We start from the raw sequence: 25909 nt of genomic DNA, 5'->3' as shown, positions 1-25909 counted from the left end.
AGCGGGCGCAGAGCCCAACGCCTGTCCCACCCGCAACACCGCGGGCCCGTCCGGCCCCGCTCGCTCCCGTCCCGCTGTCAGTGCCCGCCCCTACGCTGTGAGCTCTGACAGCCCGCGCACGCCGGGACGTTCGGGACGAGGGATGTGACATGAGTTTCCACATGCATCTGCGCGCGGTCGATCATGCCGCGGTCCGGTCGGACCATGCCTGGCTGGAGGAGTTCATGGGCGCCGCCTGGGACTGGGATGTCCGCCGGGCGGAGCACGACGCGGGCGTCTCTACGTCCGTACAGAAGGACTTCGGTTCTCTGCACGAGTTCTACGAAGCGGCCGGGCGCCTCTCCGAGGGGCCCGACAGCAGATGGGAACTGCCCGTCTTCGGCGGCGAGATCGTCCACCACGGCCCGGCCGACGAGAAGCCTCCCTTCGTGCGCCTGGCACCGGACGCCACGCGGTGCGCAGCCGCGTTCCTCGCCGACTTCCCGTTCGACGCCGCCTGGGATTCCGCCGGGCCCGCGCTCAGGGCGGCGTTCGGCCCCGGGTGGGCGGAGGAGGACGTAAGAGGCATCTACGCACAGCACCACACCGGACTGACCGCCTTCTACGGGCGCACCGCGACGGCCGGAAAGGCCGTCGTCAAAGCCTTCTGGTACTGAGCCGCGGGGGGTCGCGGCCACAGACGCCCGCGAGGCCCCCTCCGAACGGCCGGCCATGCCGACCTCGGCCGCGGCCGACACCGGTGCCGGCGCGGCCGTCGTCGGTCTCAGCCCCTGAGGAAGTCCAGCAGGTCCTCGGTGAACCTCTCCTTGTCGCCGGGCACGAGCGCGATGCCGTGCGAGGCACCCTCGTAGACCTTGAGAGTCGCGTCGGGGATGAGTTCGGCGGACTTGCGCGCGGTGGCGTCGAGCGGGACGATCCGGTCGTCGTCACCGTGCACGATCAGGGTCGGCACGTCGAACGTCCTGAGGTCCTCGTGGAAGTCGGTCGTGCCGAACGCGTCCACGCAGTCGACGCCGCCCTCGATGGTCTGTGCCATGGCCATGTACCAGAACGCGTCCTGGTTTCCCTGCGTGGCCCTGCTGCCCTCGCGGTCGGCGGAGAAGAAGCCGACGGCGGTGTCCTTCCAGAACTGCGACCGCTCGGTGAGGATGCCCTGCTTGATGCCGTCGAAGACGGACTGCGGCACACCCGCCGGGTTCCCGGGCCCTTGGAGCATCAGTGGTGTGATCGCCGAGAGGAGCACGGCGGACCTGATGCGCCCGGTCCCGTGCCGGCCGATGTACCGGGCGAGTTCGCCCCCGCCCATGGAGTGGGCGACGAGGGTGACGTCGCGCAGGTCGAGCCGGGTCAGGAGATCGTCCAGATCGTCGGCGAAGGTGTCGAAGTCGTAGCCGCTGTACACCGGGGTCGAACGGCCGTGGCCCCGCCGGTCATGGGCGATACCGCGGAACCCCGCGTCGGCGACCGCCTTCAGCTGGTCCTGCCAGGCATCGCCGTTGAGAGGCCAGCCGTGGATGAAGACCACGGGGCGGCCCTGACCCCAGTCCTTGTAGAAGATCTCGACACCGTCTCGCGTCGTGCAGATGGGCATGTCTTCCTCTCGGTCTCCGCCCGGCGAAGGGGGCGGCTCGCGATGTCGTGCGGGGGCGGCCTCGCCGCGCCCCGGGGCGCGGCGACGGCGTACTCCCCGCCTCCATCGTGCGTACGCCCCGGCGCCGCGCAACGCGGGCGGCCGGTGTTCCGGGGCCGTACGGGTGAGGCGGAGGTCAGGCGACCATGAGGAGCGCCGGCGTCGGGCGCCGCACCGTCCACGACCTCTTCGGCCTCTTCCTCGACGTGGCGGAATTTCCGGGTTCCGATCTCGAATAGGCGCTGAGGAACGGGGGTACCCAGGGCACCTGAACCGCCTCACCGAGCTTGGAGGAGCAATGAGGCTCGCGCCCCTCGCGCCGCTGTACCGACGGTCCGGCCCGTGGGCGAGCGGGTACGTCGAGACGTCCGTCGCCGACGCAGCCACCTGCCGCGCGGCGGGCGAGGCACTCGGTTCCCGCGCGCACGGCGACGAGGCGCCCGGCCATGCTGTGTTCGCCACGCGCGGCGAGGTGGTCCTGGATCCGGTGCCGGCGGCGCCGCCGGAAGGGTCCTCCTCCACGCGGCAGAGGCTCCCGCACGTGGAGCCTCTGCCGCGACTCGCTCCGGGCCTGCCCGACTGCCTCGTGGTGTTCATCGACAGGACCGGCGGCGATCTCCAGCGCCGTACCGCTTCCGGGACCCGCTCCGAGGGCGCGGTGGAACGCCGTGACCGGCCCGTGCGCCGCACCGCTTCGGGCCGGTCGGAACGGCACACCCCGGCGGCCGGTGAACCGGAATCCGTACCCGTCGGCGGCCTGGGCGCGCTGCTGCGCCGGACCACGGAGGGAGAACACCCGGAGACCGAATCCGGAACCCGCTGACCGAAGGCGTCCAGGGCGGCCCACGGGCCGCCCGCAGGCAGGCGCTCATCCCCTCGGAGGCCCGCAGCCGACACCCGGAAGCCCTACCCGCATCCCCACCGACGAAGCCCTGCCCGCAATCCCGCCAAAGCCTGTTGAAGGAAGAGAAGGACGTGTTCCACATGACCACTGCCCGGGAAATCATGACGCCCGACGCGACCTGTATCGGCGCGAACGATTCCGTCCTCGACGCGGCTCACCGGATGGCGGAGCTGGGCGTGGGTGCCATGCCCATCTGCAGTCCGGACGAGCGCCTGAAGGGGATGCTCACCGACCGCGACATCGTGGTCAAGGTCCTCGCCGCCGACAAGGACCCCGGCAGGACCACCGCCGGTGAGCTCGCCCAGGGCAAGGCCATCACGATCGGCGCGGACGACGACGTGGCCGAGGTCCTGCGCACGATGAGCTCACACAAGGTGCGCAGGCTGCCCGTCATCGACGGCCACACCCTGGTGGGCATGGTCGCCCAGGCGGACGTCGCACGCTCACTGCCCGACCCGGTGGTGGGGGACCTGGTCGAGGCCCTGTCGTCCAACTGAACGCGGGCTTCGACCCGTCGGTACGACGAGATGGAGGTGTTCCCGCCATGGAGCGAGGAAGCAGCCGCATGAGTCCTCGCGAGGACGATCAGCGCAAGCACGAACTGCAGGGGTACCTGCGGTCGGGTCGCGCCACCCACACGCAGGAGGCGTACGACCCGGAGCCGCCCGCCGACGACGACCCGCAGGTCGGCCCCGGCGGGCCGGTGCCGCCCCCCGGTGAGGAACGGGAGCGGGCCAGGGCCGAGGCCGAGGCCGAAGAGGTGAGGGTGGAACTCGCCCGTCATCTCAGCCGTGCGGACTTCCCCGCGGACCGGGCGGGACTGGTGGGAGCCCTTTCCTCCGCGCACGCTCCGGACGCGCTGACGGATCTGGTGCGAGGGCTTCCCGGAGACGACCGGTACGCGAACGCCGGAGAGATAGCCAGAGCGCTGGGATACCGTCCCCGCGTCCTGACTGCCTGACCATCACGGGAAGTTCTGGAACAGGAAGCCGACCCGAACTGCCGGTCCGGCAGTCGGACCACCGGCTTTCTGGGCGGTTCGGCGTACGGGTACGCCTCGCCGTATGCCGCCGGGCATCGGCGGCGCGCTACCAGTAGTGCTTTCGTCCGGCTACGGCGTGTCCCATCGATCCGAGGATCCACAGGACGACACCGATCACCACGAGCACGAGGCCGATCGTCCACAGAATGGAAAGACCGGCGATGAGCCCGATGACGAGAAGAATGATTCCGAGCAAGATCACGACCCGCTCCCTTCTCGCTATGCTGTGATCCCAGTTTGGCCCGGGCCGGGCGCGGCGGCAACTGCCTGGTCAGAGGGCTTCGCACACAGGTCTGGCACCGACCGGAGGGGCCGGTGCCAGACCTGTGTCATCAGGCAGGAGCCACGTCGACCGGGGGCCCGGTGGCGGGTGCGGGACTATGCCGGGCGGTCGTGACGGCCACGCAGCTTCCGCTTGGTCTCACCCTTGGTCTGCTCCATCTTGCCTTCGGCTTCCTTGCGACGGTTGCCGGTCAGCTTGCCCATGGCTTCCTTCGCCTTACCGGTGAGCTTGTCCTTGCCGCTTCCTTCGGGCATCGGAACTCTCCTTCGGTGTTCGCATCGGTTGCGTGAATCGGGACGAATCCACTGTGTACCCAAAGTAGGGCGTACTGAACATCGTCGCGCGGTGCGAGCGATGCGATGTGTGCGGGTTTCAACAGCGATAAACCGGAAAAGCCAACGATATGGTGCAATTCGGATACACGATGATGACCGAGCAAACCGGCCCCCGGGAGCTGGTCGACGACGTGGTCGCGGCCGAACGGGCGGGTTTCGACTTCTCCGTCGCCTCCGACCACTACTTCCCCTGGCTCGACGCGCAGGGCCACGCTCCGTACGCGTGGAGCGTGCTCGGCGCGGCGGCGCAGGCCACTTCCACGATCCCGCTGATGACGTACGTGACGTGCCCGACGGTCCGCTACCACCCCGCCGTGGTCGCGCAGAAGGCGGCGACGCTGCAACTCCTCTCGGAGGGGCGGTTCCGGCTCGGCCTCGGCTCGGGCGAGAATCTCAACGAACACGTCGTCGGTGCCGGCTGGCCGGCCGCGCACGTCCGCCTGGACATGCTGGAAGAGGCCGTCGGGATCATCAGCGCCCTCTTCGACGGCGGATACGTCAGCCACAGCGGCACCCACTTCGACGTGGACAACGCCAAGCTCTGGGATCTGCCCGGCACCCGCGTACCTGTCGGTGTAGCCGTGTCAGGGAGCCGTTCCTGCGAGATCGCGGGCAAACTGGCCGACCTCGTCATCGCCACCGAACCCAAGAAGGACCTGCTCACCGAATTCGACCGGCACGGTGGTTCGGGGAAGCCCCGCGTCGGCCAGCTTCCCGTCTGCTTCGACGAGGACCGCCAGGCCGCCGTCGAGCGGGCCCACGACCAGTTCCGCTGGTCGCTGGGAGGATGGAAGGTGAACGCGGAGCTCCCCGGCCCGTCCTCCTTCGACCAGGCCACCGCATTCGTGCGGCACGAGGACATCGAGAAGTCCGTTCCGTGCGGTGACGACGTCGGCGAGTTCGTCGACGCCGTACGCCCGTACGTCGAGGCGGGCTTCACGGAGATCGCGCTCGTCCAGATCGGCGGAGCACACCAGCAGGCGTTCATCCGCTGGGCGGAACAGAAGCTGCTGCCGGCGTTGCGTGAACTGTGACCGCGTCGGCACAGGCACCGGACCCGACCACTTGAGGACACACCATGGGAATGCGCACGGAAATCGCCCGAGCCAAGGTCATGCGGGCGAAAGGCGCCAAGATGAGGGCGGACGGCGCCGCCCTCGGGGACGAGCGCCTCAAGGCGCAGGGGCAGCGCTACCAAGCCGCCGGCCGGACGGCCGAAGCACGGGCGAGGGCGTCACGGCAGAGGTGAACGTCAGCGTCGCCGCGTCAGCGCGTACGTCACCCCTCCACACCGGTCGCCCGGTGCGAGGCCCCTACGGGTTTGGACTCGGGGGAGCCCCGCTGACGCAGATACACCGAAAGAATGATCATGGAAGCGACCGCCAGGAACTCGGACTGCCAGTTCTGCAGCGTGCGACTCCAGAAGTCGGCGGCGACAAGGTAGTCACCCCAGCTGACCGGTGCCTGCAGCTGCCGCAGCCGCTGCTCGTTGTAGGCCGAAACACCTGCCACGGACTGGACGAGCCAGGACAGCAGGAAGAGACCGCCCATGGTCAGCCCGAGCGAACGGGAGAACAGGAACCCGCGCCGGCCGCTCGCCGTGGCCCAGCGCGGGGAGCCGGGGCGTGCGTGCGGCCCGGTGCGCTGTTCCTCGTCGGATTCGAGCCCGCGCGGTGCATGACCTTCGACTCGGGCGAGCCCCGCTGGAGCAGCCAGACGGTGCCGAAGATGTACAGGAAGAACTGCAGGTACTCCGACTGCCAGTTCTCCGTCACGTCCACCGCGAAATCCGAGCGTAGGGCGGTCACCGTGGTCCTCGCAGGTGGTCGGCAGTGATGAGGCATTCTGCCGTCCTGTCCTGCGCCCCATACGCGGGACACGCTGCCGCCCCTCCCTGTGCGAAGGGGCGGTCGCAGGTGTCGTCACCGCCGGTTCAGCGGCCGACCGCCTTCTGGAGCTGTTCCTTGTTCATGGCCGAGCGGCCCTCGACGTTCTTCTTCCTGGCCTCTTCGTACAACTGGTCCTTCGTGGGACCCTGGGCGCCGCTGTGCGAGCGCTGACCACCGCGCTGCGACGCGGACTTGGGGTCACGGGTGGAGACCTTGCCGGGGTTCTTCGCCTCGCCGGAGCGCGCACGCTCCTTGTTCACCGTGCGGGCGGCGATCTCCTTCGCGCGTCGTTCGGACTCGCCGCGCTTCTCCGCGCTCTCCTTGACGTGCTCGTACTGGCGCTCACGTTTGTCGCTGGACCCTGCGGGCATGACGCACTCCTCGTAAAGGTTCGGCTCGTGGGTACGCGGGCCGTCGCGGCACGGTCATGCGGTGCCGTCACAGAACCCGGTTACCACCAGTCGACGTCCGAAACCCGTGAGGCGCGACATGGGTACACCCACCGGGCCGCCACCCGGGTGACCGGCGGCCCCGGCAGGTCACGGATCCGGTACGTAGACCGTGAACCACTCCCCGTCACGAGGGCGGTAGTTGTACGCGTCCAGCAGGCCGTGGACCACGGCGGGCATGTGCCCGGCGCCGTAGACCACGGCCACGGTGATCGGCTCGTGGCGCCGCTCGGTGTGAATCCGTGCCAGTGCGGCGAGCAGCCGCTCGTCACGACGGCCGAGGAGTGCGTGTTCCACGTCGTTGTCCGCCAGCATCTCGGCCCGGGCCGTCGACGGCAGGTCCTCCACCGTCAGGTCCGGATCCAGGAAGGCCCGCGGTCCGCGCAGCGCGAAGACCAGGCCCATGACCGGTGCCAGGAGGAGCAGCAGCCAGTACGTCCAGCGTGGCAGTTTGCGCAGCTCGTCCATCGCCTCGGCGGCGGTCACGTCCGGGGAGAGGACGGGGACTCCTGGCGGCAGCACGTTCGTGGTGGTCTGCTCCACCAGGCCGTTGCGGCGTCGCAGGGGGGCGAACCGGTAGGCCAGCAGCAGCACGGACGCCCGCCACGACTTCCCCGTGACCCCCTCCAGCACGATCAGGTCGCACTCCGCGAGCCGGCCCTTCACCTGGGCGTAGAAGGCCGGGGACGCCACATGGACCATCGGAAGGAGCAGGAACGTGAGGGGTGTGTCCTTCCGCCGCATCGTGAACACAGCGGAACGCACCGCGTAGTCGGACACGTCGATGAGCTGCATGAGCCCCCGCCCCCACCCCTGGCCCGGACGGCCGAGGCCGCACCCCACTGTCAACCCCTGCCAGGAAGCGGTCAAGACCTGAAAGACCGGCATTTCGGCCACGCCCCACCGGAGCCTGCCCGGCCGGAGGGCAGAATCAGGCAGGACACCCGCAGGCCGCGCGCCTCCAGCAGGGCAGCGGCAGCGGGTCCGCCGATACCGAGGAGACCAGATGGTGCACGAACGGGCCGGGCAGCCGGCACAGCCAGGAGATCTGGTGGACGTGGCACGGCTCGTGACGGCCTATTACGCCGTCCACCCCGACCCGGCCGAGGCCGGCCAGCGAGTCGCCTTCGGCACCTCGGGGCACCGGGGAAGCGCCCTTGCGGCCGCCTTCAACGACGACCACATCGCCGCCACCACGCAGGCGATCTGCGACTACAGGACCCACCAGGGAACCGACGGGCCGGTGTTTCTCGGGGCCGACACCCACGCACTCTCCGAGCCCGCCCGGGTCACCGCCCTGGAGGTCCTGGCAGCCAACGGCGTCACGGTCCTCATCGACTCCGACGACGGCTACACGCCGACGCCCGCCGTCTCGCACGCGATCCTGACGTACAACCTGAACCGCACCGGCGGCCTCGCCGACGGGATCGTGGTGACCCCGTCGCACAACCCTCCCGGCGACGGCGGGTTCAAGTACAACCCGCCGCACGGAGGCCCCGCCGGTTCGGACGCCACCTCGTGGATCCAGGACCGCGCCAACGTCCTCATCGAAGGCGGTCTGAAGGAGGTCCGCCGCGTTCCGTACGCCCGTGCGCTGGCCGCCGACACGACCGGCCGGCATGACTTCCTCACGGCGTACGTGGACGACCTGCCCTCCGTCCTGGACCTCGACGCCGTCCGTGACGCCGGTGTCCGCATCGGCGCCGACCCGCTCGGTGGCGCATCCGTCGCCTACTGGGGCCGCATCGCCGAACGCCACCGCATCGACCTGACGGTGGTCAACCCGCTGGCCGACCCCACCTGGCGCTTCATGACGCTGGACTGGGACGGGAAGATCCGCATGGACTGCTCCTCCCCGTACGCGATGGCGTCCCTCATCGCCCGGCGCGACGCGTACACGATCGCCACCGGGAACGACGCCGACGCCGACCGGCACGGCATCGTCACCCCCGACGGCGGGCTGATGAACCCCAACCACTATCTCGCCGTCGCCATCCGGTACCTGTACTCCCACCGCGACGGCTGGCCGGCGGGTACGGGCATCGGCAAGACCCTGGTCTCCTCGTCGATGATCGACCGGGTCGCCGCGGATCTCGGGCGCCCCCTGACGGAGGTGCCGGTGGGCTTCAAGTGGTTCGTCGACGGTCTCTACGACGGCAGCCTGGGCTTCGGTGGCGAGGAGTCGGCCGGTGCGTCGTTCCTCCGCCGCGACGGCCGCGTGTGGACCACCGACAAGGACGGCATCCTCCTCGCCCTGCTGGCCTCCGAGATCACCGCCGTGACGGGGTCGACGCCGTCCCAGCACTACAGCGAGCTCACCGCGCGGTTCGGCGACCCCGCCTACGCCCGTGTCGACGCCCCCGCGACCCGCGAGGAGAAGGCGGTCCTGGCCGGGCTCTCCCCGGAGCAGGTCACCGCTGACACCCTCGCCGGTGAACCGATCACGGCCGTCCTCACCGAGGCCCCCGGCAACGGCGCGTCCATCGGTGGCCTCAAGGTCTGCACCGACAGCGCCTGGTTCGCCGCCCGTCCCTCCGGGACCGAGGACGTGTACAAGGTCTACGCGGAGAGCTTCCAGGGGCCGGATCATCTGGCCGAGGTCCAGGACGAGGCCCGGGCGCTCGTCTCGGCCGCGCTGAACTCCGCGGGATGAGCCCGTGCGCCGCGGTGCCCTACGGCGCCGCGGCGCACCCCGCATCGCCCGCCGCTCAGGCGCCGGGCACGGTGTGGTGCACCTGACGGAGAAACGTCGCGTTGTCGGGGGTGCTGCGGATCTTGGCGAGCATCGCTTCGAGGGTGGTCTGTCCGTCCCTGGACCTGAGTGCCCGCCGCAACCCGCGTACGGTCGCCAACTCCGGTGCAGGCAGCAGGAGTTCCTCGCGCCGGGTACCGGACGGTGCGATGTCGACGGCCGGGAAGACCCGCTTCTCCGCGAGTGAGCGGTCCAGCCGGAGCTCCATGTTGCCGGTGCTCTTGAGCTCTTCGAAGAAGTAGTCGTCGGCCCTGGAACCGGTCTCCACGAGAGCGGTCGCCAGAATGGTCAGGGAACCGCCCTCCTCGGCCAGGCGTGCCGCGCCGAAGACCTGCTTCGGGCCGGTGAGCGCCGCCGCGTCCACTCCGCCGCTCAGTGTCCGGCCGCCCGTGCCCGCCGCGTTGTTGTGGGCCCGGCAGAGCCGGGTGAGGGAGTCGAGGAGGACCACCACGTCCCGGCCCTGCTCGACGAGGCGCTTGGCGCGCTCGACGGCCAGTTCGGCGAGGGCGATGTGCTCCTTCGCGGGCCGGTCGAAGGTGGACGCGTACACCTCGCCCCGTACCGATCGGCGCATGTCCGTGACCTCCTCCGGACGTTCGTCGAGGAGGACCACCATCAGATGGCACTCGGGGTGGTTGGTGGCCACCGCTGCCGCGAGCTGCTGGAGGAGCACGGTCTTGCCGGTACGGGGAGGCGCGACGATCAGTCCGCGCTGCCCCTTCCCGACCGGTGCGACCAGATCGACGAGCCGCATCGCGGGGCCGCCTCCGCGCGTCTCCAGACGGAGCCGCTCCCGGGGGTGCAGCGGAGTGAGGTCACGGAAGTGCGGCCGGGTGCGAAGGGCTTGCGGATCAAGGCCGTTGACGAGGTCGACCCGGCTCAGCACCCGGGGTCTGTCGCAGGTGCCCTCGACCACATCGCCTCTGCGCAGGCCGTGCCGGCGGATCAGGGAGGACGACACCTGGATGTCGCCGGGGGAGGGGTGGCCGCCGTCGGTCCGCAGGACTCCGTGGCCGCTCTGAGCGGTGTCGAGGACACCGGCGGTGCGTACGGGCTGATTCTGCTGGGCGACGGGGCGTTCGAGTGTGCTGGTCATGGGGAGGGGTCCTTTCGCGGACATGGCGAAGTGAAGGTCCGGCGGACGGCGAGGCGGTGGAATCACGCCCCGTACGCGGGAATGAGAGCCCGGGCCGGAAGGAGAGATACGAGAAGCTGGATCGCCGGTCGAGAAGGACGGGCGCAACAGCGGGTGGGACGAGAACAGCACCGGCGCCCGAAAGAAGGGGCGTACACGAATGCCATGAGCAATGTAGCACGACAGGATGTAGGCGTGACGTGAATAGCGCCTTGCTCGTCGAGGAGTTGGCGGGGGCGGGCGCCGTGGGACGGTGCCGGTCCGGACGCGTCCGGACCGGACCGGCACCGCTGACGGTTCGTGGCGACTGCCCGCGCCCGCCGCTCCTCGGTCCGCCCCTCAGTCGTCTTCCGGCGATTCCAGCAGCACACGGACCTCGTCGGCAGTAGTCTCCCGGAGCTCATCCCCGACCAGCAGCCAGCGGGTGATGCCGACGGAGTCCAGGAACGGCAGATCGTGGCTGGCGATCAGGAGCGCTCCCTCGTAGGAACCGAGCGCGCTCGTCAGCTGCCGGACGCTGGCCAGGTCCAGGTTGTTGGTCGGCTCGTCCAGCATCAGCAGCTGGGGGGCCGGCGCGGCGAGCATCGTCGCCGCGAGCGCGGCCCGGAAGCGTTCGCCCCCGGAGAGCGTCCCGGCGCGCTGTTCCGCGCGCTCCCCCTTGAACAGGAAGCGGGCGAGCTGGGCGCGGATGTGGTTGTCGGTGACGCCCGGAGCCATCCGGGCGACGTTCGCCGCGACGCTCAGCTCCTCGTCCAGCAGGTCGAGCCGCTGCGGAAGGAACCGCAGCGGGACGTACGTCCTGGCCTCGCCGGACAGCGCGGCGAGCTCGCCGGCCATGATCCGCAGCAGGGTGGTCTTGCCCGCGCCGTTGCGGCCGACCAGTGCGATGCGTTCGGGACCCCGCACATGGAGACCGGCCTCGCGCAGCCTGCCGTATCCGGGGCGCAGCTCGTGCAGGCTCAGGACGGAACGGCCGGCGGGTACGGCGGTGTGCGGAAGGCTCACCCGGATCTCGGCGTCGGCGCGGATCGCGTCCGCCGCCTCTTCGCGCCGCTCGCGCGCCTCGCCCAGCCGGTCCTCGTGTACGCCGCGGAGCTTGTCGGCCGACTCCTGCGCGGACCGCTTGCGCTCGCCCGCGACGATGCGCGGAGCCCTGCGCTGGGCGTCCATCTTCTTGCTGTGGCGCTCGCGGCGGGCCACCTTGATCCTGGCCTCCTCCAGTTCCCGCTTCTGTCGGCGTACGTCGGCGTCGGCGGCCCGCAGCATCCGCCCGGCCGCCTCCTGCTGGGTGGCGAGGGTCTCCTCGTACACGGACCAGCCGCCCCCGTACCAGTTCACCGTCCCGGACCGCAGCTCGGCGATCCGGTCCACGCGCTCCAGCAGCTCGCGGTCGTGGCTGACCACGACCAGCACGCCGGAACGCCAGGACTGGACGGCGTCGTAGAGCCTGCGACGCGCGAACACGTCGAGGTTGTTGGTCGGCTCGTCGAGCAGCAGGACCTCGGGGCGCTCCAGCAGCAGGGCGGCCAGGCGCAGCAGCACGGTCTCCCCACCCGACAGCTCGCCCACGGTCCGGTCGAGCCCCGCCTCGGCGAGACCGAGCGAGCCCAGTGTCGCCAGGGCCCGCTCCTCGACGTCCCAGTCGTCACCGACCGTCTCGAAGTGCTTCTCGTCGACGTCTCCCGCCTCGATGGCCCGCAGCGCGGCACGCCGCTCGGCGACACCGAGGGCCTGGTCGACGCGCAGCGACGTGTCCAGGGTGATGTTCTGCGGGAGGTACGCCAGGCTGCCGGTGACGCTCACCGACCCCTGGGAGGGGCGAAGCCGTCCGGCCAGCAGCCGGAGCAGCGTGGATTTGCCCGAACCGTTGGTACCGACCAGACCTGTGCTGCCCCGGCCGATGGTGAGGGAGAGCCCGTCGAAGACGGGCCTGCCGTCCGGCCAGCCGAACGACACGGCGGAGCAGGTGATGGCGGCAGGGGTGTGCGCGATGGGGTGGCTCATGAGGATTCTCGCAGTCGCAAACGCAGGGATGGGGGCGTCTTGTGCGAGCACCACGCGGCGACCGAACCGGGAAAGGACGGGCGAGGGCCTCCGGAGAACGGGGAACGGCCCAGGGCACCGAGGTCGCATCCGCGCAGGGTCACGGGCGGCAGGAAGCCGGCTACAGCGTGACGGGCGTACGGCGACTGCCGTACGGCGCGATGATCGCGAACCTCAGATGCGCAACGTCCACCTCAATCGGAGACAACAGGACACGAAAACTGTACCTGAGGCACCGGAGACCGTGCAGGCGATTAATTGCTCCGTACGGCCGTGGAGCTGTGGCCGGCCTTCCACGGGAAGGCCGGCCACGAGACGTCAGCCGGTCGGGCCCGCGCCGTCCACGGACTCCGGCGCACCGCCTCGGAACGCGCCGAGAATCTGCTCGGCGGCGAGTGTGGCGGTCAGCTCGCCTTCACGTACCCGCTGTTCCAGTGCGGGGGAGAGCGACCGCACCTCGGGGTGGTTGCGGAGACTGTCCAGCAGCTCGTCGCGGACCATCGCCCACGTCCAGTCGACCTGCTGCTCCCGGCGCTTCGCCGTCAGCCTGCCGGTCGAGTCGAGCAGGGTGCGGTGCTGCTCCAGCCGCTCCCACAGAGCGTCGAGGCCACTCGACTCGCGGGCACTGCACGTGAGGACCGGCGGAGTCCACGCTGCGTCCGCCGGGTGCATCAGCCGTAGCGCTCCCGCCAGTTCGCGCGCCGCCGACCTGGCGTCCCGCTCGTGCGGGCCGTCGGCCTTGTTGACCGCGATGACGTCCGCCAGCTCCAGCACGCCCTTCTTGATCCCCTGGAGCTGGTCACCGGTACGGGCGAGGGTCAGCAGCAGGAAGGTGTCGACCATGTTGGCGACCGCCGTCTCCGACTGTCCGACCCCGACCGTCTCCACGAGCACGACGTCGAAGCCCGCCGCCTCCATCACCACGATGGACTCGCGGGTCGCCTTCGCCACCCCGCCGAGCGTCCCCGCGCTAGGGGAGGGGCGTACGAAGGCCCGGCTGTCCACCGCCAGCCGTTCCATCCGGGTCTTGTCGCCCAGGATGGAACCGCCCGTCCTGGTGGACGACGGATCCACGGCCAGCACCGCGACCCGGTGTCCCAGGCCCGTGAGCATGGTGCCGAGGGCGTCGATGAACGTGGACTTCCCCACGCCAGGCACCCCGCTGATACCGATGCGCCGGGCCCGGCCCGCGTGCGGCAGCAGCCGGCTCAGCAACTGCTGGGCCAGGATCCGGTGCTGGGGCCGGGTCGACTCGACGAGAGTGATGGCGCGCGCGATGTACGCCCGCTTCCCGTCGAGCACCCCTTCCGCATACCTGTCGATGTCGATGGTCACAGCCATACGGTCAGCGGCTCACAGCTCGTGGCCGAGCGCGGCACCGAGCCGCGTGACCAGGTCGTGGGCCGCGTCCGGGATCACCGTGCCGGGCGGGAACACGGCGGTGGCCCCGGCCTCGTGCAGCGCCTCGATGTCCTGCGGGGGAATGACCCCGCCGACCACGATCATGATGTCCTCGCGGCCCTCCGCCGCCAGCTCCTCGCGGAGCGCCGGTACGAGGGTGAGGTGCCCGGCCGCCAGCGAGGAGACACCCACGACGTGGACGTCCGCCTCGACCGCCTGCCGCGCCACCTCGCCCGGCGTCTGGAAGAGCGGGCCGACGTCGACGTCGAAGCCCAGGTCGGCGAAGGCCGTGGCGATCACCTTCTGGCCGCGGTCGTGTCCGTCCTGGCCCATCTTCGCGACGAGGATGCGCGGACGACGGCCCTCCGCCTCCTCGAACGCGTCGACCAGCGCGCGGGTGCGGTCCACTGCGGGGGACTCTCCTGCCTCTTTGCGGTACACCCCGGAGATCGTACGGATCTGGCCCGCGTGCCGGCCGTACACCTTCTCCAGAGCGTCCGAGATCTCGCCGACCGTGGCCATCGCCCTGGCGGCGTCGACCGCCAGCGCCAGCAGATTCCCGTCCAGATCCGGACCGGGCTCCCGTCCGGCGGCGTCGGTCAGGGCACGCAGCGCGTCCTGGCACGCCGTCTCGTCGCGCTCCTCGCGCAGCCGCCTCAGCTTCTCGATCTGCTGGGTGCGCACGGAGGAGTTGTCGACCTTGAGCACGTCGATCTTCTCGTCGGTCTCCACCCGGTACTTGTTGACCCCGATGACCGGCTGGCGCCCGGCGTCGATCCGCGCCTGCGTACGGGCGGCGGCCTCCTCGATCCGGAGCTTGGGGATACCGGCGTCGATGGCCTTGGCCATACCGCCCGCGGCCTCGACCTCCTCGATGTGCTGCCAGGCCCGCTGCGCCAGGTCGTGCGTGAGCTTCTCCACGTACGCGCTGCCGCCCCACGGGTCGATGACCCGGCAGGTACCCGACTCCTGCTGGAGGAGCAGCTGCGTGTTACGGGCGATCCGCGCGGAGAAGTCCGTCGGCAGGGCCAGTGCTTCGTCCAGCGCGTTGGTGTGCAGCGACTGGGTGTGGCCCTGGGTCGCGGCCATCGCCTCGACGCAGGTCCTGGTGACGTTGTTGAACACGTCCTGCGCGGTCAGCGACCAACCCGAGGTCTGTGAATGGGTGCGCAGCGAGAGGGACTTGTCGTTCTTCGGCTCGAACTCCTTGACCAGTTTGGCCCACAGCAGGCGTGCGGCCCGGAGCTTCGCGATCTCCATGAAGAAGTTCATGCCGATCGCCCAGAAGAACGACAGACGCGGAGCGAACGCGTCGACGTCCAGACCCGCGTCGCGCCCGGCCCGCAGATACTCCACCCCGTCGGCCAGCGTGTACGCCAGCTCCAGGTCGGCCGTCGCACCGGCCTCCTGGATGTGGTAGCCGGAGATGGAGATCGAGTTGTACCGGGGCATCTTCTGCGAGGTGAACGCGAAGATGTCGGAGATGATCCGCATCGAAGGACCCGGCGGGTAGATGTAGGTGTTGCGGACCATGAACTCCTTGAGGATGTCGTTCTGAATGGTCCCGGCGAGCTTCTCCGGAGGCACGCCCTGTTCCTCGGCGGCCACGATGTACAGCGCCAGCACGGGGAGCACCGCGCCGTTCATCGTCATCGACACCGACATCTTGTCCAGCGGAATGCCGTCGAAGAGCTGACGCATGTCGTAGATCGAGTCGATGGCGACGCCCGCCATGCCGACGTCGCCCGTCACCCGGGCGTGGTCGCTGTCGTAGCCTCGGTGGGTCGGGAGGTCGAAGGCGACCGAGAGTCCCTTCTGCCCGGCCGCGAGGTTGCGCCGGTAGAAGGCGTTGGACTCCTCGGCCGTGGAGAATCCCGCGTACTGACGGATGGTCCACGGCTGATTGACGTACATCGTCGGGTAGGGGCCGCGCAGATACGGGGCGATGCCCGGGTACGTCCCGAGGAAGTCGAGACCTTCCACGTCCTCGTCCGTGTACAGCGGCTTGACCGCGATGCCCTCCGGTGTCTCCCAGAGGAGACCCTCGTCGGACAGGCCGGTCGCCTCCTTCACCGCGCCGCGCCAGCGGTCGACGGACGTCTCCGGAGCGAGAGGCGTGCCGAGCGGTACCTCGGAGAAGTCGGGGATCGGGTTCCCCGCAGCGGTGCCGGGGGTGGTTCCGGGGTTCTGCATCACGCCACTCCCATGCGGTCGAGTACGGAGGAGAGGACGGCGACCACGTCGCAGCCGGCGAAGACGTAACCGTCGACACCGGTGTACTCACCGGGCCGGCCCGCGAGGAACACCTGCTCGGCGCCTGCCGCCTTGAGGGCCGCTATGACGGGTTCGGCCTGTTCGGCGTAGAGCGCGTCGCTGGAACAGACGCAGGCAACCGTCGCGCCACTGGCGGCGAACGCGTCGGCGACCGTCGAGGCGTCCACCGAAAGGGGTTCGTGGACCGGTTCGATGCCACCGGCCCGGAAGAGATTCGAGGCGAACGACGCCCGCGCCGTGTGCGTGGCGGCCGGGCCGAGCGCGGCGAGGAACACCGTGGGACGCGAGCCGGAGGCCGTCACATGGGCATCGGACCGGGTCCGCAGTTCCTCGAACGCCTCGTCCCGGCGGACCTTCGGCAGCCCGCCGCCCGAGGACGCGGCGAAGGCGGGCGCGGGTTCGCGCTCCACGGCGGGCTCGGTCAGATTCGGGAACTCGCTGACCCCGGTCACCGGCTCCTTGCGGCGCGCGAGGTCCCTGCTGCGGGCCGCCCAGGTGGCGGCGAGCCGCTCACCCGCCATACCGGAGCGCAGGGCGGCGGCCTGGCCGCCCGCCCGCTCGATCTCCTGGAAGAACTCCCAGGCCGCAGCCGCCAGTTCGGTGGTGAGCCGCTCCACGTACCAGGAACCGCCCGCCGGGTCGATGACCCGCGCCAGATGCGATTCCTCCATCAGGATCGTCGAGGTGTTGCGGGCGATGCGTCGCGCGAAGGCGTCGGGGAGACCGAGCGCGTGGTCGAACGGCAGCACCGTCACGGAGTCCGCCCCGCCGACCCCCGCTCCGAGACATGCCAGCGTCGTCCGCAGCATGTTCACCCAGGGATCGCGGCGCGTCATCATGACCGCCGAGGTCACTGCGTGCTGCCGCTGGGCACCGGCGTCGAGGGACCCGCACACCTCGGCGACCCGCGCCCAGAGCAGACGCGCGGCACGCAGCTTGGCGATGGTCAGGAACTGGTCGGCGGTGGCCGCGAAGCGGAACTCCAGCTGCGCGCACGCCGCCTCGACCGAAAGCCCTGCCCCGGTCAGCGCCCTGAGGTAGGCGACGCCGGTCGCCAGCGAGAAGCCCAGCTCCTCGGCGGCCGAACCGCCGGCCTCGTGGTAGGGCAACGCGTCCACCGTCAGCGCCCGCAGACCGGGATGGCCCGCGTCGCAGACCTGCGCCCAGCGGATCGCGGCGTCGAAGTCCGGCTCCGTGCCGGTACGGGCCGCGCGGCCCAGCGGGTCGGCGCCGAGGCTGCCGCGCACGGCCTCCCCCGGAACTCCCTGCTTCTCGGCGATCCGCAGCAACTCCTGTGCGACGGAGTCGAGTTCGGCGCCGGCGTCGAGAGCCACAGGGGCCAGGTCGAGCAGGACCCCGTCCAGGGCGCGCGCCAGACCGGAGGCCGGGATCCCCGCGGGGCCGCCCACGGTCAGCCACAGGGAGGTGGTGCCGTTCTCCAGATCGGCGAGCACGGCCTCGTTGAGGCGCGCGGGGTCCGTCAGGGTGTGGCGCTGGCGTACGTCCCAGCCGCCCGCGGTGTTCCCTTCGGCCCTGCCGCCCCTGGTGAAGGGCGCGAAACCGGGAAGACCGGCACCGGGCGAGACGTCGTTCGAGGTGTAGAGGGGCCGGGTGGTGAGCCCGTCCTCCAGTGTGGTGGACAGTGCTTGCTCGGCGGCCGTGCCCGTGACTTCCTTGCCCGACTTGCGGAGCACGCCTTCGACAAGGCGCTGCCACTGTTCGTGGGAAGGGTCAGGGAACTCGGCGGCCAGAGGAAGCCCGTCAGCAGGCAGGACCGTCATGCTCAGATGCTAGGCCAGCCGCTCGGACGGTAGCGGGTGACCGGCTGTGACCTTGCCCTCTCAGGGACGGACTTGATCCTTTACGGACCGTGGCGTATCCGGGTGGCCGGGCGTGACCCGGCCGCCGCACTCGGCGGGGAGAATCGGCCGATCGGTGCCTATTATGTGGAAGTCTCCGCTTCATACTGAATGACATTGAATGCCGGGCTCCGGGGACGAGTTCCGGTGTTCTCCTTTGTCGAGATCCGCACTGCATGTCCTGGCCTGTGCAGTTCGTCGGGAAAGAGGCAGATGATCGTGCAGACCGCCCGAGCCGTCCCGGCCGCCACCGTCTTCAATCTGCGCGATCTGGGGGGTATCAGCCTCGCGCCTGGCCACCGGATGCGGCAGGGCATCATGCTGCGCTCGGGGCAGCTGAGCGACCTCGACACCGAGCGCGACATGGCGGTTGCCGCCCTCGGCATCCGTACCGTCGTCGATCTGCGCACCGCCGACGAACGGCAGTGGGCCCCCGACCGGCTTCCCTCGGGCGCGCGGCTGTTCGTCGCCGACGTGCTCAGGGACAAGCCGGGCGTCACCCCGGCCCGGCTCAAAGCGCTGCTGTCCGATCCGGCGGGAGCCCAGAAGGTGCTCGGCGACGGAAGGGCCGAGGAGCTCTTCGCGGAGACGTACCGGCAGATGGTGCTCTCGCCCGGTGCCGCTGCCGCCTGCCGGGCGTTCCTGGAGACGGCGGCCGATCCGCGCGCCAGGCCGGTTCTCTTCCACTGCACGGCGGGCAAGGACCGCACCGGCTGGGCCGCCGCGCTCCTCCTGCTGATCGCCGGGGCGTCGCGGGAGGCGGTGCGGGCGGAGTTCCTCGCCGTCAACCCGGCCGTGCGGGCCGCGTTCGCGCCGTACATCCGGGACTTCCTGGACGCCGGAGGCTGCCCGGACATCGCCGCCGCGGTCGTCGAGGTCCGCCCCCGGTATCTGGACGCGGCCCTCGACGCCGTCGACGAACGGTGGGGCGGGCTCGACGGATACCTCAGGGACGGGCTGCGGCTCCCTCAGTCGGTGGTGGAGCGACTGCGCCGCGAACTCGCCGTGCAGGCCTGACCCCGCACGGACCGGACGGGCGGCACCTCTGGCTCGCGAGCGGCACACCGAGCTTGACTTGATACCCCTAGGGGGTATGTTGGTGGGTGTCGGAAGCAGACCCGTCACATCTGGGGGAGACCGCCATGAACACCGGACTGAAGATCACCGCCTACGCCGCGGTGCTGGCCGCGACATTCGGCACCGCGTACGGCGTCGGCAAGAGCGCCGACCCCGTGATCGGCACCGCTCCTCAGCACGCCGGGCAGCACTCCGCGCAGGAGAAGGCGAAGCAGGAGGAGGCCGGGGGCGACGGACACGGCGGCCATCAGGAGAGCGCGCCGGCGCGGAAGGGCGCGGCAGCCGGGGGGCTGGAGATCTCCGAGGGCGGATACACCCTGGCGCTCGGAACGCCGACGGTCACCGCCGGTGAGCGCAGCGAGATCCGCTTCGCCATCAAGGACGACCACGGCGAGAACGTCACCGAGTTCCGCCGCGAGCACGGCAAGGAACTCCACTTCATCCTGGCTTCGCGCGACCTCACCACCTTCCGTCATCTGCACCCGGTACGGGAGGCAGACGGCACCTGGTCGACCCGCGTCGAACTGCCCGCCGCCGGCGGCTACCGCGCCTTCGCCGACTTCACCCCGGCGGGCGGGCGGAGCACGAACCACACGCTCGGTGCGGACCTCGCCGTGGCCGGGGCCTTCCGCCCCGCGAAGATGCCGCCCGCCCGCACCGTCGCCGAGACCGACGGCTACCGGATCGCACTCGACGGCGGACTGCGGTCCGGCCGGGCCGGTGAGCTCGCCCTGACCGTGAGCAAGGACGGTGAACCCGTCACCGACCTTGAGCCGTACCTCGGCGCGTACGGACATCTGGTGGCCCTGCGCTCCGGCGACCTGGCCTACCTGCACGTCCATCCGAACGAGGGCGGTCCCGGCCCGGAGGTCTCGTTCACCGCCACGGCGCCCAGCGCCGGTACGTACCGGCTCTTCCTCGACTTCCAGCACGAGGACAAGGTGCGCACCGCGTCGTTCACCGTCGACGTGGCCGCGGCGGACCACTGACGGCGCGCCGTCCGTGCCGGGTACCGTGGACGGGCCGGATTGTGAAGCTGTGAGCAGGAGTCGGACATCCTGAGAGGGGTCCACGGTGACCGAGCGCAAACCGCCGGGCGTCAGTTTCGAGTCGTGGGTGGACAAGCAGATCCGTGAAGCCGAGGAACGCGGCGACGTCTCGCAGCTGCCAGGCTTCGGCAAACCGCTCCCCGGCCTCGAGCGGCCCTACGACGAGACCTGGTGGATCAAGGCCAAGATGCGGCGCGAGGGCTTCTCGGTGCTCCCGCCGGCGCTGGCCCTGCGCAAGGAGGCGGAGGACGCCGCCGGGGCGGTGGCCCGCGCCGGGACCGAGGCCGAGGTGCGGAGGGTCCTGACCGAGGTCAACGAGAAGATCCACAAGGCGCTCCGGATGCCGCCGCAGGGTCCGCCGCTGAATCTGAGGCCGTTCGACGTCGATGCCGCGGTCCAGGAGTGGCGCGAGGCCCGGGAGCGGGACTGAGGGGCACCGCGGGGTGTGCGTAATACTCGGTCCATGCGATCAACCGTCACGGGACCGGTCAGGCCCGTGGACATCAGGCGCGCGACCACCAGGGATGCCAGACGGCTGACCCGGCTGGTCAGGACCTCGCGTGCGTACGAAGGCCCCTACGCGCCCATGGTGGAGGGGTACAGGATCGGCCCCGACTACATCGAGACCCACCGGGTCTTCGTGGCCGCCGATGCCGGGACGGGCCTCGTGCTCGGCTTCTACGCCCTGATCATCTCGCCCCCCGAGCTCGACCTGATGTTCGTCGGCGACGAGGCACAGGGGCTCGGCATCGGGCGCAGGCTCATCGGGCACCTGAAGGAGGAGGCGCGGCGGGCCGGCCTGACCTCCGTTCGCATCGTCTCCCACCCCCCGGCCGAGGGCTTCTACCGCAGCGTGGGCGCCGAGCCCGTCGGGACGGTCCTGGCCAACCCGCCCGCGGTGATGTGGGACCGGCCCGAGCTGGTGCTGAGGGCTGTCCCCCTAACCACCGACTGACCCGCTCCCCGCGACCCGCCTTCCCGCTCGGGTACGCGAAGAGGCCCGGCCGGGCCCCTGGACGGGATCCGGCCGGGCCCTCGTGTCCGCGTTACGACCAGCCGCCGTAGGGGACCGTGAGGATCTCCATGCCGTGGCCGCTCGGATCGGGGAAGTAGACACCCCGTCCGCCGTCATTGCGGTTGATCTCCCCGCGGAGCTTCTGCTGCGGATCCGCGAAGTAGGGAATTCCCCGCTCCTGGATACGCGCGAACGCCACGTCGAACTCCGCCTCGGAAACGAGGAAGGCGTAGTGCTGCGGAGTGATCGACTCGGCGGGAATGGACGCGAAATCCAGGGTGATGTCGTTCGCGAGCGGGAGCGGGACGAAAGGGCCCCACTGCTCTCCTGCTTCCAGCCCCAGAATGTGCGCCAGGAACTCGGCGGACTCCCGGTTGTCCTTGCAATGAACGATGGTGTGATTCAGCTTGACCGACACTGTGGAATGCCTCCAGCGGGCATCTCACGGGCTACCTCCACGCCTCACCCGGCCGGTGACCGACGCGCGATGCCGTGTCCACGATCCTAGAACAGTGGTCCGGGCTCGTCGAGGCACATTCGGCTTCTCCGCGGGATGCGGGGTCGGTCGAGTGCCACCATGGAAGGCAAGGCCCCCAGGGACGGAGGCACTCAGTGACGTCGACTTCGAGCGGCGCGGACGGGGGGAGCCGCGACAACGGCCGCCGGTGGAAGAACGGCCGGGAGGAGACCGAGGAGGAGCGGGCGGACCGGCGATGGAACGATCTGCTCCAGGAATTGCGGGTCGCTCAGACCGGTGTGCAGATCCTGTTCGGCTTCCTTCTCGCCGTCGTGTTCCAGCCCCGCTTCACCACCCTTTCGGACATCGACCGCGGCATCTACGTGGTGACCGTACTGCTCGGTTCGGCGACGGTGGCGGCGCTCATCGGCCCGGTGTCATACCACCGGCTGCTGACCGGGCGCCGGGTGAAACCCCAGACCGTCACATGGGCGTCGCGGGTGACCGTCGTGGGGCTCGTGCTGCTGTTCTGCACGATGTGTTCGGCGCTGCTGCTCATCCTCAGAGTGGCCTTGCACGACTCCCTCGCCCTGTGGCTCGTGGGATTCATGGCGCTGTGGTTCCTCGCCTGCTGGTTCATCGTCCCGCTCCGCGCCCGGACCCGGAGCGGTCCGCCGGCACAGGACGGCCCGGAGCCCCCGGACGAGCGGGACCCGGAGGACTGAGCGGGACGCCGGGTTCAGGCTTCGACGTCGGGGGCCCTGACATCCGTGACGGTGAAGAGTCCGCCGTCGGGGTCCCGCAGGGTCGCCTCGCGCCCGTGCTGGACCGGACGCCTCTCGACGAGCGCCCCGCCGTGCTCCACCGCGGACGTCACGGTCGCCTCCACGTCCGCCACCGGGAACTGGACCTGCCAGTGCGGGCGCACCAGCGGGTCCGGTGCGGACTCGACCGCGCCCGAGCTGATACGGGCCAGCGGCCGGCCCCCGCACCGGACGAGAACCTCGTCCTTCACGTAGGCGACCTCGCAGCCGCCGGGGTCCCCGCTGGCCCAGTCGAGTACCTCGCCGTAGAAGATCGCGGCGTCGAAGGCGTTGCGGGTCCGCAGCCGGAGCCAGGCGTGGGAATGGTCGGCGGGCGCCGGCGGAGAGGTGCTTGGCTCGGTCCGCTGCCAGACGCCGAACACGGCGCCGTCACGGTCGGACGCGAGGGCCGCGCGCCCCTTGCCGAGTGACAGAGGACCGACCGCGACCGTTCCGCTGCGCTCCCGGATGCGGGCGGTGGTGGTGTCGGCGTCCTTGACGGCGAAGTACGGGATCCAGGCCACGGCCACCTGATAGGCCGACGCCCCCGCCACCAGTCCGGCGACCGGCACGTTGTCGCGCCGCGCTACGGAGAACGCCCCGCCCAGCCGGCTCTGCCGGAACGTCCAGCCGAACACCGCCCCGTAGAAATACTGGGCGGCGTCCAGGTCCCGGGTCATCAGATTGACCCAGCAGGGCGCGGCGGCCCCGGTCAGAGGCACCGGGGCCCAGCTCGTGCGCGGTTCACTTCCGGTCATGGTCCCACTGCCTTCGTCGGTTCTGCGGCAAGGCGTGATCGGTGCCGCGGGGCCAGAACCAGCCTCATGGCACACGGGCACTCCCGCAACACGCGCCCCCCGCGGCGGGGGCGGGGGGCGGGTGGGTCACCTGGTGTCGCGCGGCGGGTCCGTGTCGGGCGGGATCGGCTGGTTGCCGTGGTCGCCGAGCTCGTACGGGGAGAGTCCCCGCCGGTCTTCGGGGAAGTGGTCCGAGATGTGCTTCCCACTTTCCTCGATGTGCGTGCGGTGTTCCGGCTTGATCGGCTGCTCCTCCGGGGTCGGCGGCGGCGGTTCCTCGTCCCGGCGGCGCTTGCCCAGCCAGAAGGCACCGATGATCATGGCCACCAGGGCGACCCCGACAATCGGCAGAGCGATGCCGTACGGGCCACCGTCGTCGGCGAGTGTGGCGGCGAGGAAACCATGCGCTCTCGTTACATCCATGCTTGCCCCGTACCCCGAGGAACCCCAGGCAGTCGGATATTGACATAAATTCACTGTTTGTGAGTGATTTGTGAAGAAAGGCGTTTCGCCCTCCCGTACCGCTCGTGTCGCAGCCGTCCGGCCGCGGGGTGAGCCTGGAGGGGATAGCCACCAGGCCCGACCGGAAGGAATCACGGTGAACAGCACAGCAGAGCAGGCCCCCGGCCATCAGGAGAGCCGGGACGTAGTGGTGGCGGTCACGGGCTGTGCGAAGGAGGACGCGCGGACGGTGTTCGACGTACTGCGCCGCTCCTTCCTCTCCGACCGTCCGGAGGACGACGAGCCCCAGGAGGCGTCGCCGACGCGCCCGACGGTGTGGTTCGCGACCGTCGATGTGAGCGAGACCAGGACCTCGGACGCCCCCGCACCGCTGACCGCGCCGGTGCTCATGGACGTGCAGGGCGGTTACTGGGCGGTCGACCGTTTCCGCAAGCACCTGGCCGAGTCGTTCGCCGTACGGATGGTCGGAACGGCCGCCGGTGACCAGGAGGAGGAGGTACGGCTGGAGCTGGCCAACCGGTAGCCCGATCGGCGTCAGGTGCCGACCGGCCCGCTCCGGTCCCTCGCGAACGGGCGCACATCTGGTAGGAACCAGGGCATAAGCCCCGGACCGGAAGGTGCTCGCGCATGGACCCCAGCAGTCCCGGGGAAGGCGGTACCGGCCAGGTCCGGGACGCCCCCCACGACCGGGCGACGCTCACCCTGCACGTCAACGGCAGCGCGCGGACGCTGACGCTCGATCACCGCACCACGGTGCTGGACGCGCTGCGCCAGCACCTCGGTCTCACCGGTGCCAAGAAGGGCTGCGACCACGGCCAGTGCGGTGCGTGCACCGTGATCGTCGACGGGCGGCGGCTCAACAGCTGCCTCCTGTTCGCCGTAGCCTTCGACGGCGCCCACGTGACCACCGTCGAAGGTCTGGCCGACGGGGACCGGCTCCACCCGGTCCAGCAGGCGTTCCTGGACCGGGACGCGCTGCAGTGCGGCTACTGCACCCCGGGCCAGATCTGCTCCGCCGTCGCGATGCTCGGCGAGGCGGCCGACGGGTTCCCCTCCCACGCCACGCCGTACGACTCCCTGGCCGCCCCGTACGGCTCCGCGGCCGCCCCGCACGACGACGCCCCCGTCCCAGCCGCCGCGCTCGGCGGGGACGAGATCCGCGAACGCATGAGTGGCAATCTCTGCCGGTGCGGCGCCTACCCCCACATCGTCGAGGCCATCGAGGACGTGGCGCCGTGAAGCCGTTCGCCTATCTGCGCCCCGCCTCCGTGGTGGAGGCCGTCCGCGCGGCCGGGGGTCATCCCGGAGCCCGGTTCCTCGGCGGCGGCACCAACCTCGTCGACCTCATGAAGCTCGGCGTCGAGACACCCGACCTGCTCATCGACGTCAGCCGGCTGCCCCTGGACCGGGTGAGCGTCACCTCCGCGGGCGGGCTACGGATCGGCGCGACGGTGCGCAACAGCGACCTCGCCGCTCACCCCGCCGTACGCACCCGCTATCCCGCCCTCGCGCAGGCCCTGCTCGCCGGCGCGTCCGGCCAGCTGCGGAACGCCGCCACCACCGGCGGGAACCTGCTCCAGCGCACCCGCTGCCCGTACTTCCAGGACATCTCCAAGCCGTGCAACAAGCGGACGCCGGGCGCCGGGTGCCCGGCCCGCGAGAGCTCCCACCGTGACCTCGCCGTCCTCGGGTACTCCGACCGGTGCGTCGCGGTCGGCCCCTCCGACATGGCCGTCGCGCTCGCCGCACTCGATGCCACGGTCCTGCTGCACGGTCCCGAAGGCGAACGGGCGCTGCCCGTCACCGACTTCCACCGGCTGCCGGGAGAGAACCCCGACCAGGACACGGCGATCCGGCCGGGCGAACTGATCACCGAAGTGGCGCTGCCGCCCGTGCGGGACAACGCCGTCTCCCTGTACCGAAAGGCCCGCGACCGCGCCTCGTACGCGTTCGCGCTGGCCTCCGTCGCCGCCGTGCTGGACGTACGCGACGGCCGTGTCGAACACGTCGCGCTCGCCTTCGGGGGCCTCGCCCACCAGCCGTGGCGCGCCCGCGCGGCCGAAGACATCCTGCGCGGGGCCCCGGCCACGCACGACACCTTCGTACGGGCGGCGCACGCCGAACTCGACGCCGCCCGGCCCCTGCGCGGCAACGCCTTCAAGGTGGACCTCGCACGCAACCTGGCCGTCGGCGCGCTCACCGAGCTCACCGCCCGCGCCGCCTCACCCGGGCCATCCCGTACCTGAGAGACCG

Annotated in this window: 28 protein-coding genes and 1 pseudogene; 15 read left to right on the top strand and 14 right to left on the bottom strand. The window is 70.6% G+C overall.

Going from position 1 to position 25909, the window contains the following annotated elements; translation table 11 throughout:
- Positions 1–149: 149 nt before the first annotated feature.
- Positions 150–656, top strand: a complete 507-nt coding sequence (locus AB0C82_RS31450) for a DUF1877 family protein (RefSeq protein ID WP_362848725.1) — start codon at positions 150–152, stop codon at positions 654–656.
- A gap of 107 nt (positions 657–763) precedes the next feature.
- Here the strand turns inward: AB0C82_RS31450 and AB0C82_RS31445 are convergent, their stop codons facing one another.
- Complete coding sequence (locus tag AB0C82_RS31445) at positions 764–1591, bottom strand: alpha/beta hydrolase (protein WP_362848722.1); 828 nt, start codon at positions 1589–1591, stop codon at positions 764–766.
- A 337-nt stretch (positions 1592–1928) separates the two neighbouring features.
- On the opposite strand from AB0C82_RS31445, the gene AB0C82_RS31440 reads away from it, so the two are divergent.
- The 3 genes from AB0C82_RS31440 to AB0C82_RS31430 all read left to right on the top strand — a co-directional run bounded on the left by AB0C82_RS31440 (position 1929) and on the right by AB0C82_RS31430 (position 3495).
- Positions 1929–2453, top strand: coding sequence for a hypothetical protein (locus tag AB0C82_RS31440; protein WP_362848719.1), 525 nt, complete (start codon positions 1929–1931; stop codon positions 2451–2453).
- A gap of 161 nt (positions 2454–2614) precedes the next feature.
- Positions 2615–3031 carry a CBS domain-containing protein gene (locus AB0C82_RS31435; RefSeq protein WP_362848717.1) on the top strand — a complete coding sequence of 139 codons (417 nt, stop codon included), beginning with the start codon at positions 2615–2617 and terminating at the stop codon, positions 3029–3031.
- A gap of 68 nt (positions 3032–3099) precedes the next feature.
- Positions 3100–3495, top strand: coding sequence for a DUF2795 domain-containing protein (locus tag AB0C82_RS31430; RefSeq protein ID WP_362848714.1), 396 nt, complete (start codon positions 3100–3102; stop codon positions 3493–3495).
- Between the two features lie 127 nt (positions 3496–3622).
- On the opposite strand, the gene AB0C82_RS31425 is transcribed toward AB0C82_RS31430, so the two are convergent.
- Complete coding sequence (locus AB0C82_RS31425; protein ID WP_362848712.1) at positions 3623–3778, bottom strand: DUF6131 family protein; 156 nt, start codon at positions 3776–3778, stop codon at positions 3623–3625.
- Between the two features lie 176 nt (positions 3779–3954).
- Positions 3955–4113: a CsbD family protein gene (locus AB0C82_RS31420; protein WP_362848709.1), complete on the bottom strand. Its 159-nt coding sequence runs from the start codon at positions 4111–4113 to the stop codon at positions 3955–3957.
- Positions 4114–4262: 149 nt separating this feature from the next.
- On the opposite strand from AB0C82_RS31420, the gene AB0C82_RS31415 reads away from it, so the two are divergent.
- Both AB0C82_RS31415 and AB0C82_RS31410 read left to right on the top strand, forming a co-directional pair.
- Complete coding sequence (locus AB0C82_RS31415) at positions 4263–5228, top strand: LLM class F420-dependent oxidoreductase (protein WP_362848706.1); 966 nt, start codon at positions 4263–4265, stop codon at positions 5226–5228.
- Between the two features lie 44 nt (positions 5229–5272).
- Positions 5273–5443 carry a hypothetical protein gene (locus AB0C82_RS31410; protein WP_362848704.1) on the top strand — a complete coding sequence of 57 codons (171 nt, stop codon included), beginning with the start codon at positions 5273–5275 and terminating at the stop codon, positions 5441–5443.
- A 29-nt stretch (positions 5444–5472) separates the two neighbouring features.
- Here AB0C82_RS31410 and AB0C82_RS31405 read toward each other — a convergent pair.
- The 3 genes and pseudogenes from AB0C82_RS31405 to AB0C82_RS31395 form a co-directional block, all read right to left on the bottom strand.
- Positions 5473–6110, bottom strand: a pseudogene (locus tag AB0C82_RS31405) (DUF6766 family protein).
- Positions 6111–6127: 17 nt separating this feature from the next.
- Complete coding sequence (locus AB0C82_RS31400; protein WP_362848701.1) at positions 6128–6454, bottom strand: plasmid stabilization protein; 327 nt, start codon at positions 6452–6454, stop codon at positions 6128–6130.
- Positions 6455–6622: 168 nt separating this feature from the next.
- The gene (locus AB0C82_RS31395; protein ID WP_362848698.1) at positions 6623–7327 is read right to left on the bottom strand and encodes a hypothetical protein; all 705 of its coding nucleotides are present in this window, start codon (positions 7325–7327) and stop codon (positions 6623–6625) included.
- A 211-nt stretch (positions 7328–7538) separates the two neighbouring features.
- On the opposite strand from AB0C82_RS31395, the gene pgm reads away from it, so the two are divergent.
- Positions 7539–9185 (top strand): phosphoglucomutase (alpha-D-glucose-1,6-bisphosphate-dependent), encoded by a 1647-nt coding sequence (gene pgm / locus AB0C82_RS31390; protein WP_362848695.1) that lies wholly within the window; start codon positions 7539–7541, stop codon positions 9183–9185.
- Between the two features lie 55 nt (positions 9186–9240).
- On the opposite strand, the gene rho is transcribed toward pgm, so the two are convergent.
- From rho to mutA, 5 genes are all read right to left on the bottom strand, one after another.
- Positions 9241–10380: a transcription termination factor Rho gene (gene rho, locus AB0C82_RS31385; RefSeq protein WP_362848692.1), complete on the bottom strand. Its 1140-nt coding sequence runs from the start codon at positions 10378–10380 to the stop codon at positions 9241–9243.
- Between the two features lie 378 nt (positions 10381–10758).
- The gene (locus AB0C82_RS31380; RefSeq protein WP_362848689.1) at positions 10759–12423 is read right to left on the bottom strand and encodes an ATP-binding cassette domain-containing protein; all 1665 of its coding nucleotides are present in this window, start codon (positions 12421–12423) and stop codon (positions 10759–10761) included.
- A gap of 357 nt (positions 12424–12780) precedes the next feature.
- Positions 12781–13803 (bottom strand): methylmalonyl Co-A mutase-associated GTPase MeaB, encoded by a 1023-nt coding sequence (gene meaB / locus AB0C82_RS31375; RefSeq protein WP_362848686.1) that lies wholly within the window; start codon positions 13801–13803, stop codon positions 12781–12783.
- A 12-nt stretch (positions 13804–13815) separates the two neighbouring features.
- Positions 13816–16056, bottom strand: a complete 2241-nt coding sequence (gene scpA, locus AB0C82_RS31370; protein WP_362848684.1) for a methylmalonyl-CoA mutase — start codon at positions 16054–16056, stop codon at positions 13816–13818.
- Positions 16056–17918 carry a methylmalonyl-CoA mutase small subunit gene (gene mutA, locus AB0C82_RS31365; RefSeq protein ID WP_362848681.1) on the bottom strand — a complete coding sequence of 621 codons (1863 nt, stop codon included), beginning with the start codon at positions 17916–17918 and terminating at the stop codon, positions 16056–16058. Before mutA ends, scpA begins: the two co-directional genes overlap by 1 nt.
- A 297-nt stretch (positions 17919–18215) precedes the next feature.
- On the opposite strand from mutA, the gene AB0C82_RS31360 reads away from it, so the two are divergent.
- The 4 genes from AB0C82_RS31360 (at position 18216) to AB0C82_RS31345 (ending at position 21077) form a co-directional block, all read left to right on the top strand.
- Complete coding sequence (locus AB0C82_RS31360; protein WP_362849220.1) at positions 18216–19013, top strand: tyrosine-protein phosphatase; 798 nt, start codon at positions 18216–18218, stop codon at positions 19011–19013.
- A 125-nt stretch (positions 19014–19138) separates the two neighbouring features.
- Positions 19139–20062 (top strand): hypothetical protein, encoded by a 924-nt coding sequence (locus tag AB0C82_RS31355; RefSeq protein ID WP_362848678.1) that lies wholly within the window; start codon positions 19139–19141, stop codon positions 20060–20062.
- Between the two features lie 85 nt (positions 20063–20147).
- Positions 20148–20552: a DUF1992 domain-containing protein gene (locus tag AB0C82_RS31350; protein ID WP_362848675.1), complete on the top strand. Its 405-nt coding sequence runs from the start codon at positions 20148–20150 to the stop codon at positions 20550–20552.
- Positions 20553–20585: 33 nt separating this feature from the next.
- Positions 20586–21077, top strand: a complete 492-nt coding sequence (locus AB0C82_RS31345) for a GNAT family N-acetyltransferase (RefSeq protein WP_362848673.1) — start codon at positions 20586–20588, stop codon at positions 21075–21077.
- Between the two features lie 91 nt (positions 21078–21168).
- Here the strand turns inward: AB0C82_RS31345 and AB0C82_RS31340 are convergent, their stop codons facing one another.
- Complete coding sequence (locus AB0C82_RS31340; RefSeq protein ID WP_362848670.1) at positions 21169–21555, bottom strand: VOC family protein; 387 nt, start codon at positions 21553–21555, stop codon at positions 21169–21171.
- 194 nt (positions 21556–21749) lie between these two features.
- Between AB0C82_RS31340 and AB0C82_RS31335 the strand changes: the two genes are divergently transcribed.
- Positions 21750–22319 (top strand): DUF6328 family protein, encoded by a 570-nt coding sequence (locus tag AB0C82_RS31335; RefSeq protein WP_362848668.1) that lies wholly within the window; start codon positions 21750–21752, stop codon positions 22317–22319.
- 14 nt (positions 22320–22333) lie between these two features.
- On the opposite strand, the gene AB0C82_RS31330 is transcribed toward AB0C82_RS31335, so the two are convergent.
- Together AB0C82_RS31330 and AB0C82_RS31325 are read right to left on the bottom strand one after the other, a co-directional pair.
- Complete coding sequence (locus AB0C82_RS31330; protein ID WP_362848666.1) at positions 22334–23155, bottom strand: VOC family protein; 822 nt, start codon at positions 23153–23155, stop codon at positions 22334–22336.
- 126 nt (positions 23156–23281) lie between these two features.
- The gene (locus AB0C82_RS31325; RefSeq protein ID WP_362848663.1) at positions 23282–23617 is read right to left on the bottom strand and encodes a DUF6479 family protein; all 336 of its coding nucleotides are present in this window, start codon (positions 23615–23617) and stop codon (positions 23282–23284) included.
- Between the two features lie 175 nt (positions 23618–23792).
- On the opposite strand from AB0C82_RS31325, the gene AB0C82_RS31320 reads away from it, so the two are divergent.
- The 3 genes from AB0C82_RS31320 (at position 23793) to AB0C82_RS31310 (ending at position 25902) form a co-directional block, all read left to right on the top strand.
- A complete protein-coding gene (locus AB0C82_RS31320; protein WP_362848660.1) occupies positions 23793–24179 on the top strand; it encodes a hypothetical protein in 387 nt (128 codons plus the stop codon).
- Positions 24180–24283: 104 nt separating this feature from the next.
- On the top strand, positions 24284–24895 hold the full coding sequence (locus tag AB0C82_RS31315) for a 2Fe-2S iron-sulfur cluster-binding protein (RefSeq protein ID WP_362848657.1): 612 nt from the start codon (positions 24284–24286) through the stop codon (positions 24893–24895).
- On the top strand, positions 24892–25902 hold the full coding sequence (locus AB0C82_RS31310) for a xanthine dehydrogenase family protein subunit M (RefSeq protein ID WP_362848654.1): 1011 nt from the start codon (positions 24892–24894) through the stop codon (positions 25900–25902). The genes AB0C82_RS31315 and AB0C82_RS31310 overlap by 4 nt, the downstream gene beginning before the upstream one ends.
- Positions 25903–25909: the final 7 nt, after the last annotated feature.

This window comes from Streptomyces sp. NPDC048560, from assembly GCF_040650955.1.
GTDB lineage: Bacteria > Actinomycetota > Actinomycetes > Streptomycetales > Streptomycetaceae > Streptomyces.
The sequence above is the reverse complement of the archived record's forward strand: the minus strand, read 5'-3'. Positions and strand labels throughout refer to the sequence as shown.

Coding starts and splice junctions, on each gene's coding strand:
- AB0C82_RS31450 (WP_362848725.1), top strand. CDS start 150: ATGAGTTTCCACATGCATCTGCGCGCGGTCGATCATGCCGCGGTCCGG.
- AB0C82_RS31445 (WP_362848722.1), bottom strand. CDS start 1,591: ATGCCCATCTGCACGACGCGAGACGGTGTCGAGATCTTCTACAAGGAC.
- AB0C82_RS31440 (WP_362848719.1), top strand. CDS start 1,929: ATGAGGCTCGCGCCCCTCGCGCCGCTGTACCGACGGTCCGGCCCGTGG.
- AB0C82_RS31435 (WP_362848717.1), top strand. CDS start 2,615: ATGACCACTGCCCGGGAAATCATGACGCCCGACGCGACCTGTATCGGC.
- AB0C82_RS31430 (WP_362848714.1), top strand. CDS start 3,100: ATGAGTCCTCGCGAGGACGATCAGCGCAAGCACGAACTGCAGGGGTAC.
- AB0C82_RS31420 (WP_362848709.1), bottom strand. CDS start 4,113: ATGCCCGAAGGAAGCGGCAAGGACAAGCTCACCGGTAAGGCGAAGGAA.
- AB0C82_RS31415 (WP_362848706.1), top strand. CDS start 4,263: ATGGTGCAATTCGGATACACGATGATGACCGAGCAAACCGGCCCCCGG.
- AB0C82_RS31410 (WP_362848704.1), top strand. CDS start 5,273: ATGGGAATGCGCACGGAAATCGCCCGAGCCAAGGTCATGCGGGCGAAA.
- AB0C82_RS31400 (WP_362848701.1), bottom strand. CDS start 6,454: ATGCCCGCAGGGTCCAGCGACAAACGTGAGCGCCAGTACGAGCACGTC.
- AB0C82_RS31395 (WP_362848698.1), bottom strand. CDS start 7,327: ATGCAGCTCATCGACGTGTCCGACTACGCGGTGCGTTCCGCTGTGTTC.
- pgm (WP_362848695.1), top strand. CDS start 7,539: ATGGTGCACGAACGGGCCGGGCAGCCGGCACAGCCAGGAGATCTGGTG.
- rho (WP_362848692.1), bottom strand. CDS start 10,380: ATGACCAGCACACTCGAACGCCCCGTCGCCCAGCAGAATCAGCCCGTA.
- AB0C82_RS31380 (WP_362848689.1), bottom strand. CDS start 12,423: ATGAGCCACCCCATCGCGCACACCCCTGCCGCCATCACCTGCTCCGCC.
- meaB (WP_362848686.1), bottom strand. CDS start 13,803: ATGGCTGTGACCATCGACATCGACAGGTATGCGGAAGGGGTGCTCGAC.
- scpA (WP_362848684.1), bottom strand. CDS start 16,056: ATGCAGAACCCCGGAACCACCCCCGGCACCGCTGCGGGGAACCCGATC.
- mutA (WP_362848681.1), bottom strand. CDS start 17,918: ATGACGGTCCTGCCTGCTGACGGGCTTCCTCTGGCCGCCGAGTTCCCT.
- AB0C82_RS31355 (WP_362848678.1), top strand. CDS start 19,139: ATGAACACCGGACTGAAGATCACCGCCTACGCCGCGGTGCTGGCCGCG.
- AB0C82_RS31345 (WP_362848673.1), top strand. CDS start 20,586: ATGCGATCAACCGTCACGGGACCGGTCAGGCCCGTGGACATCAGGCGC.
- AB0C82_RS31330 (WP_362848666.1), bottom strand. CDS start 23,155: ATGACCGGAAGTGAACCGCGCACGAGCTGGGCCCCGGTGCCTCTGACC.
- AB0C82_RS31325 (WP_362848663.1), bottom strand. CDS start 23,617: ATGGATGTAACGAGAGCGCATGGTTTCCTCGCCGCCACACTCGCCGAC.
- AB0C82_RS31315 (WP_362848657.1), top strand. CDS start 24,284: ATGGACCCCAGCAGTCCCGGGGAAGGCGGTACCGGCCAGGTCCGGGAC.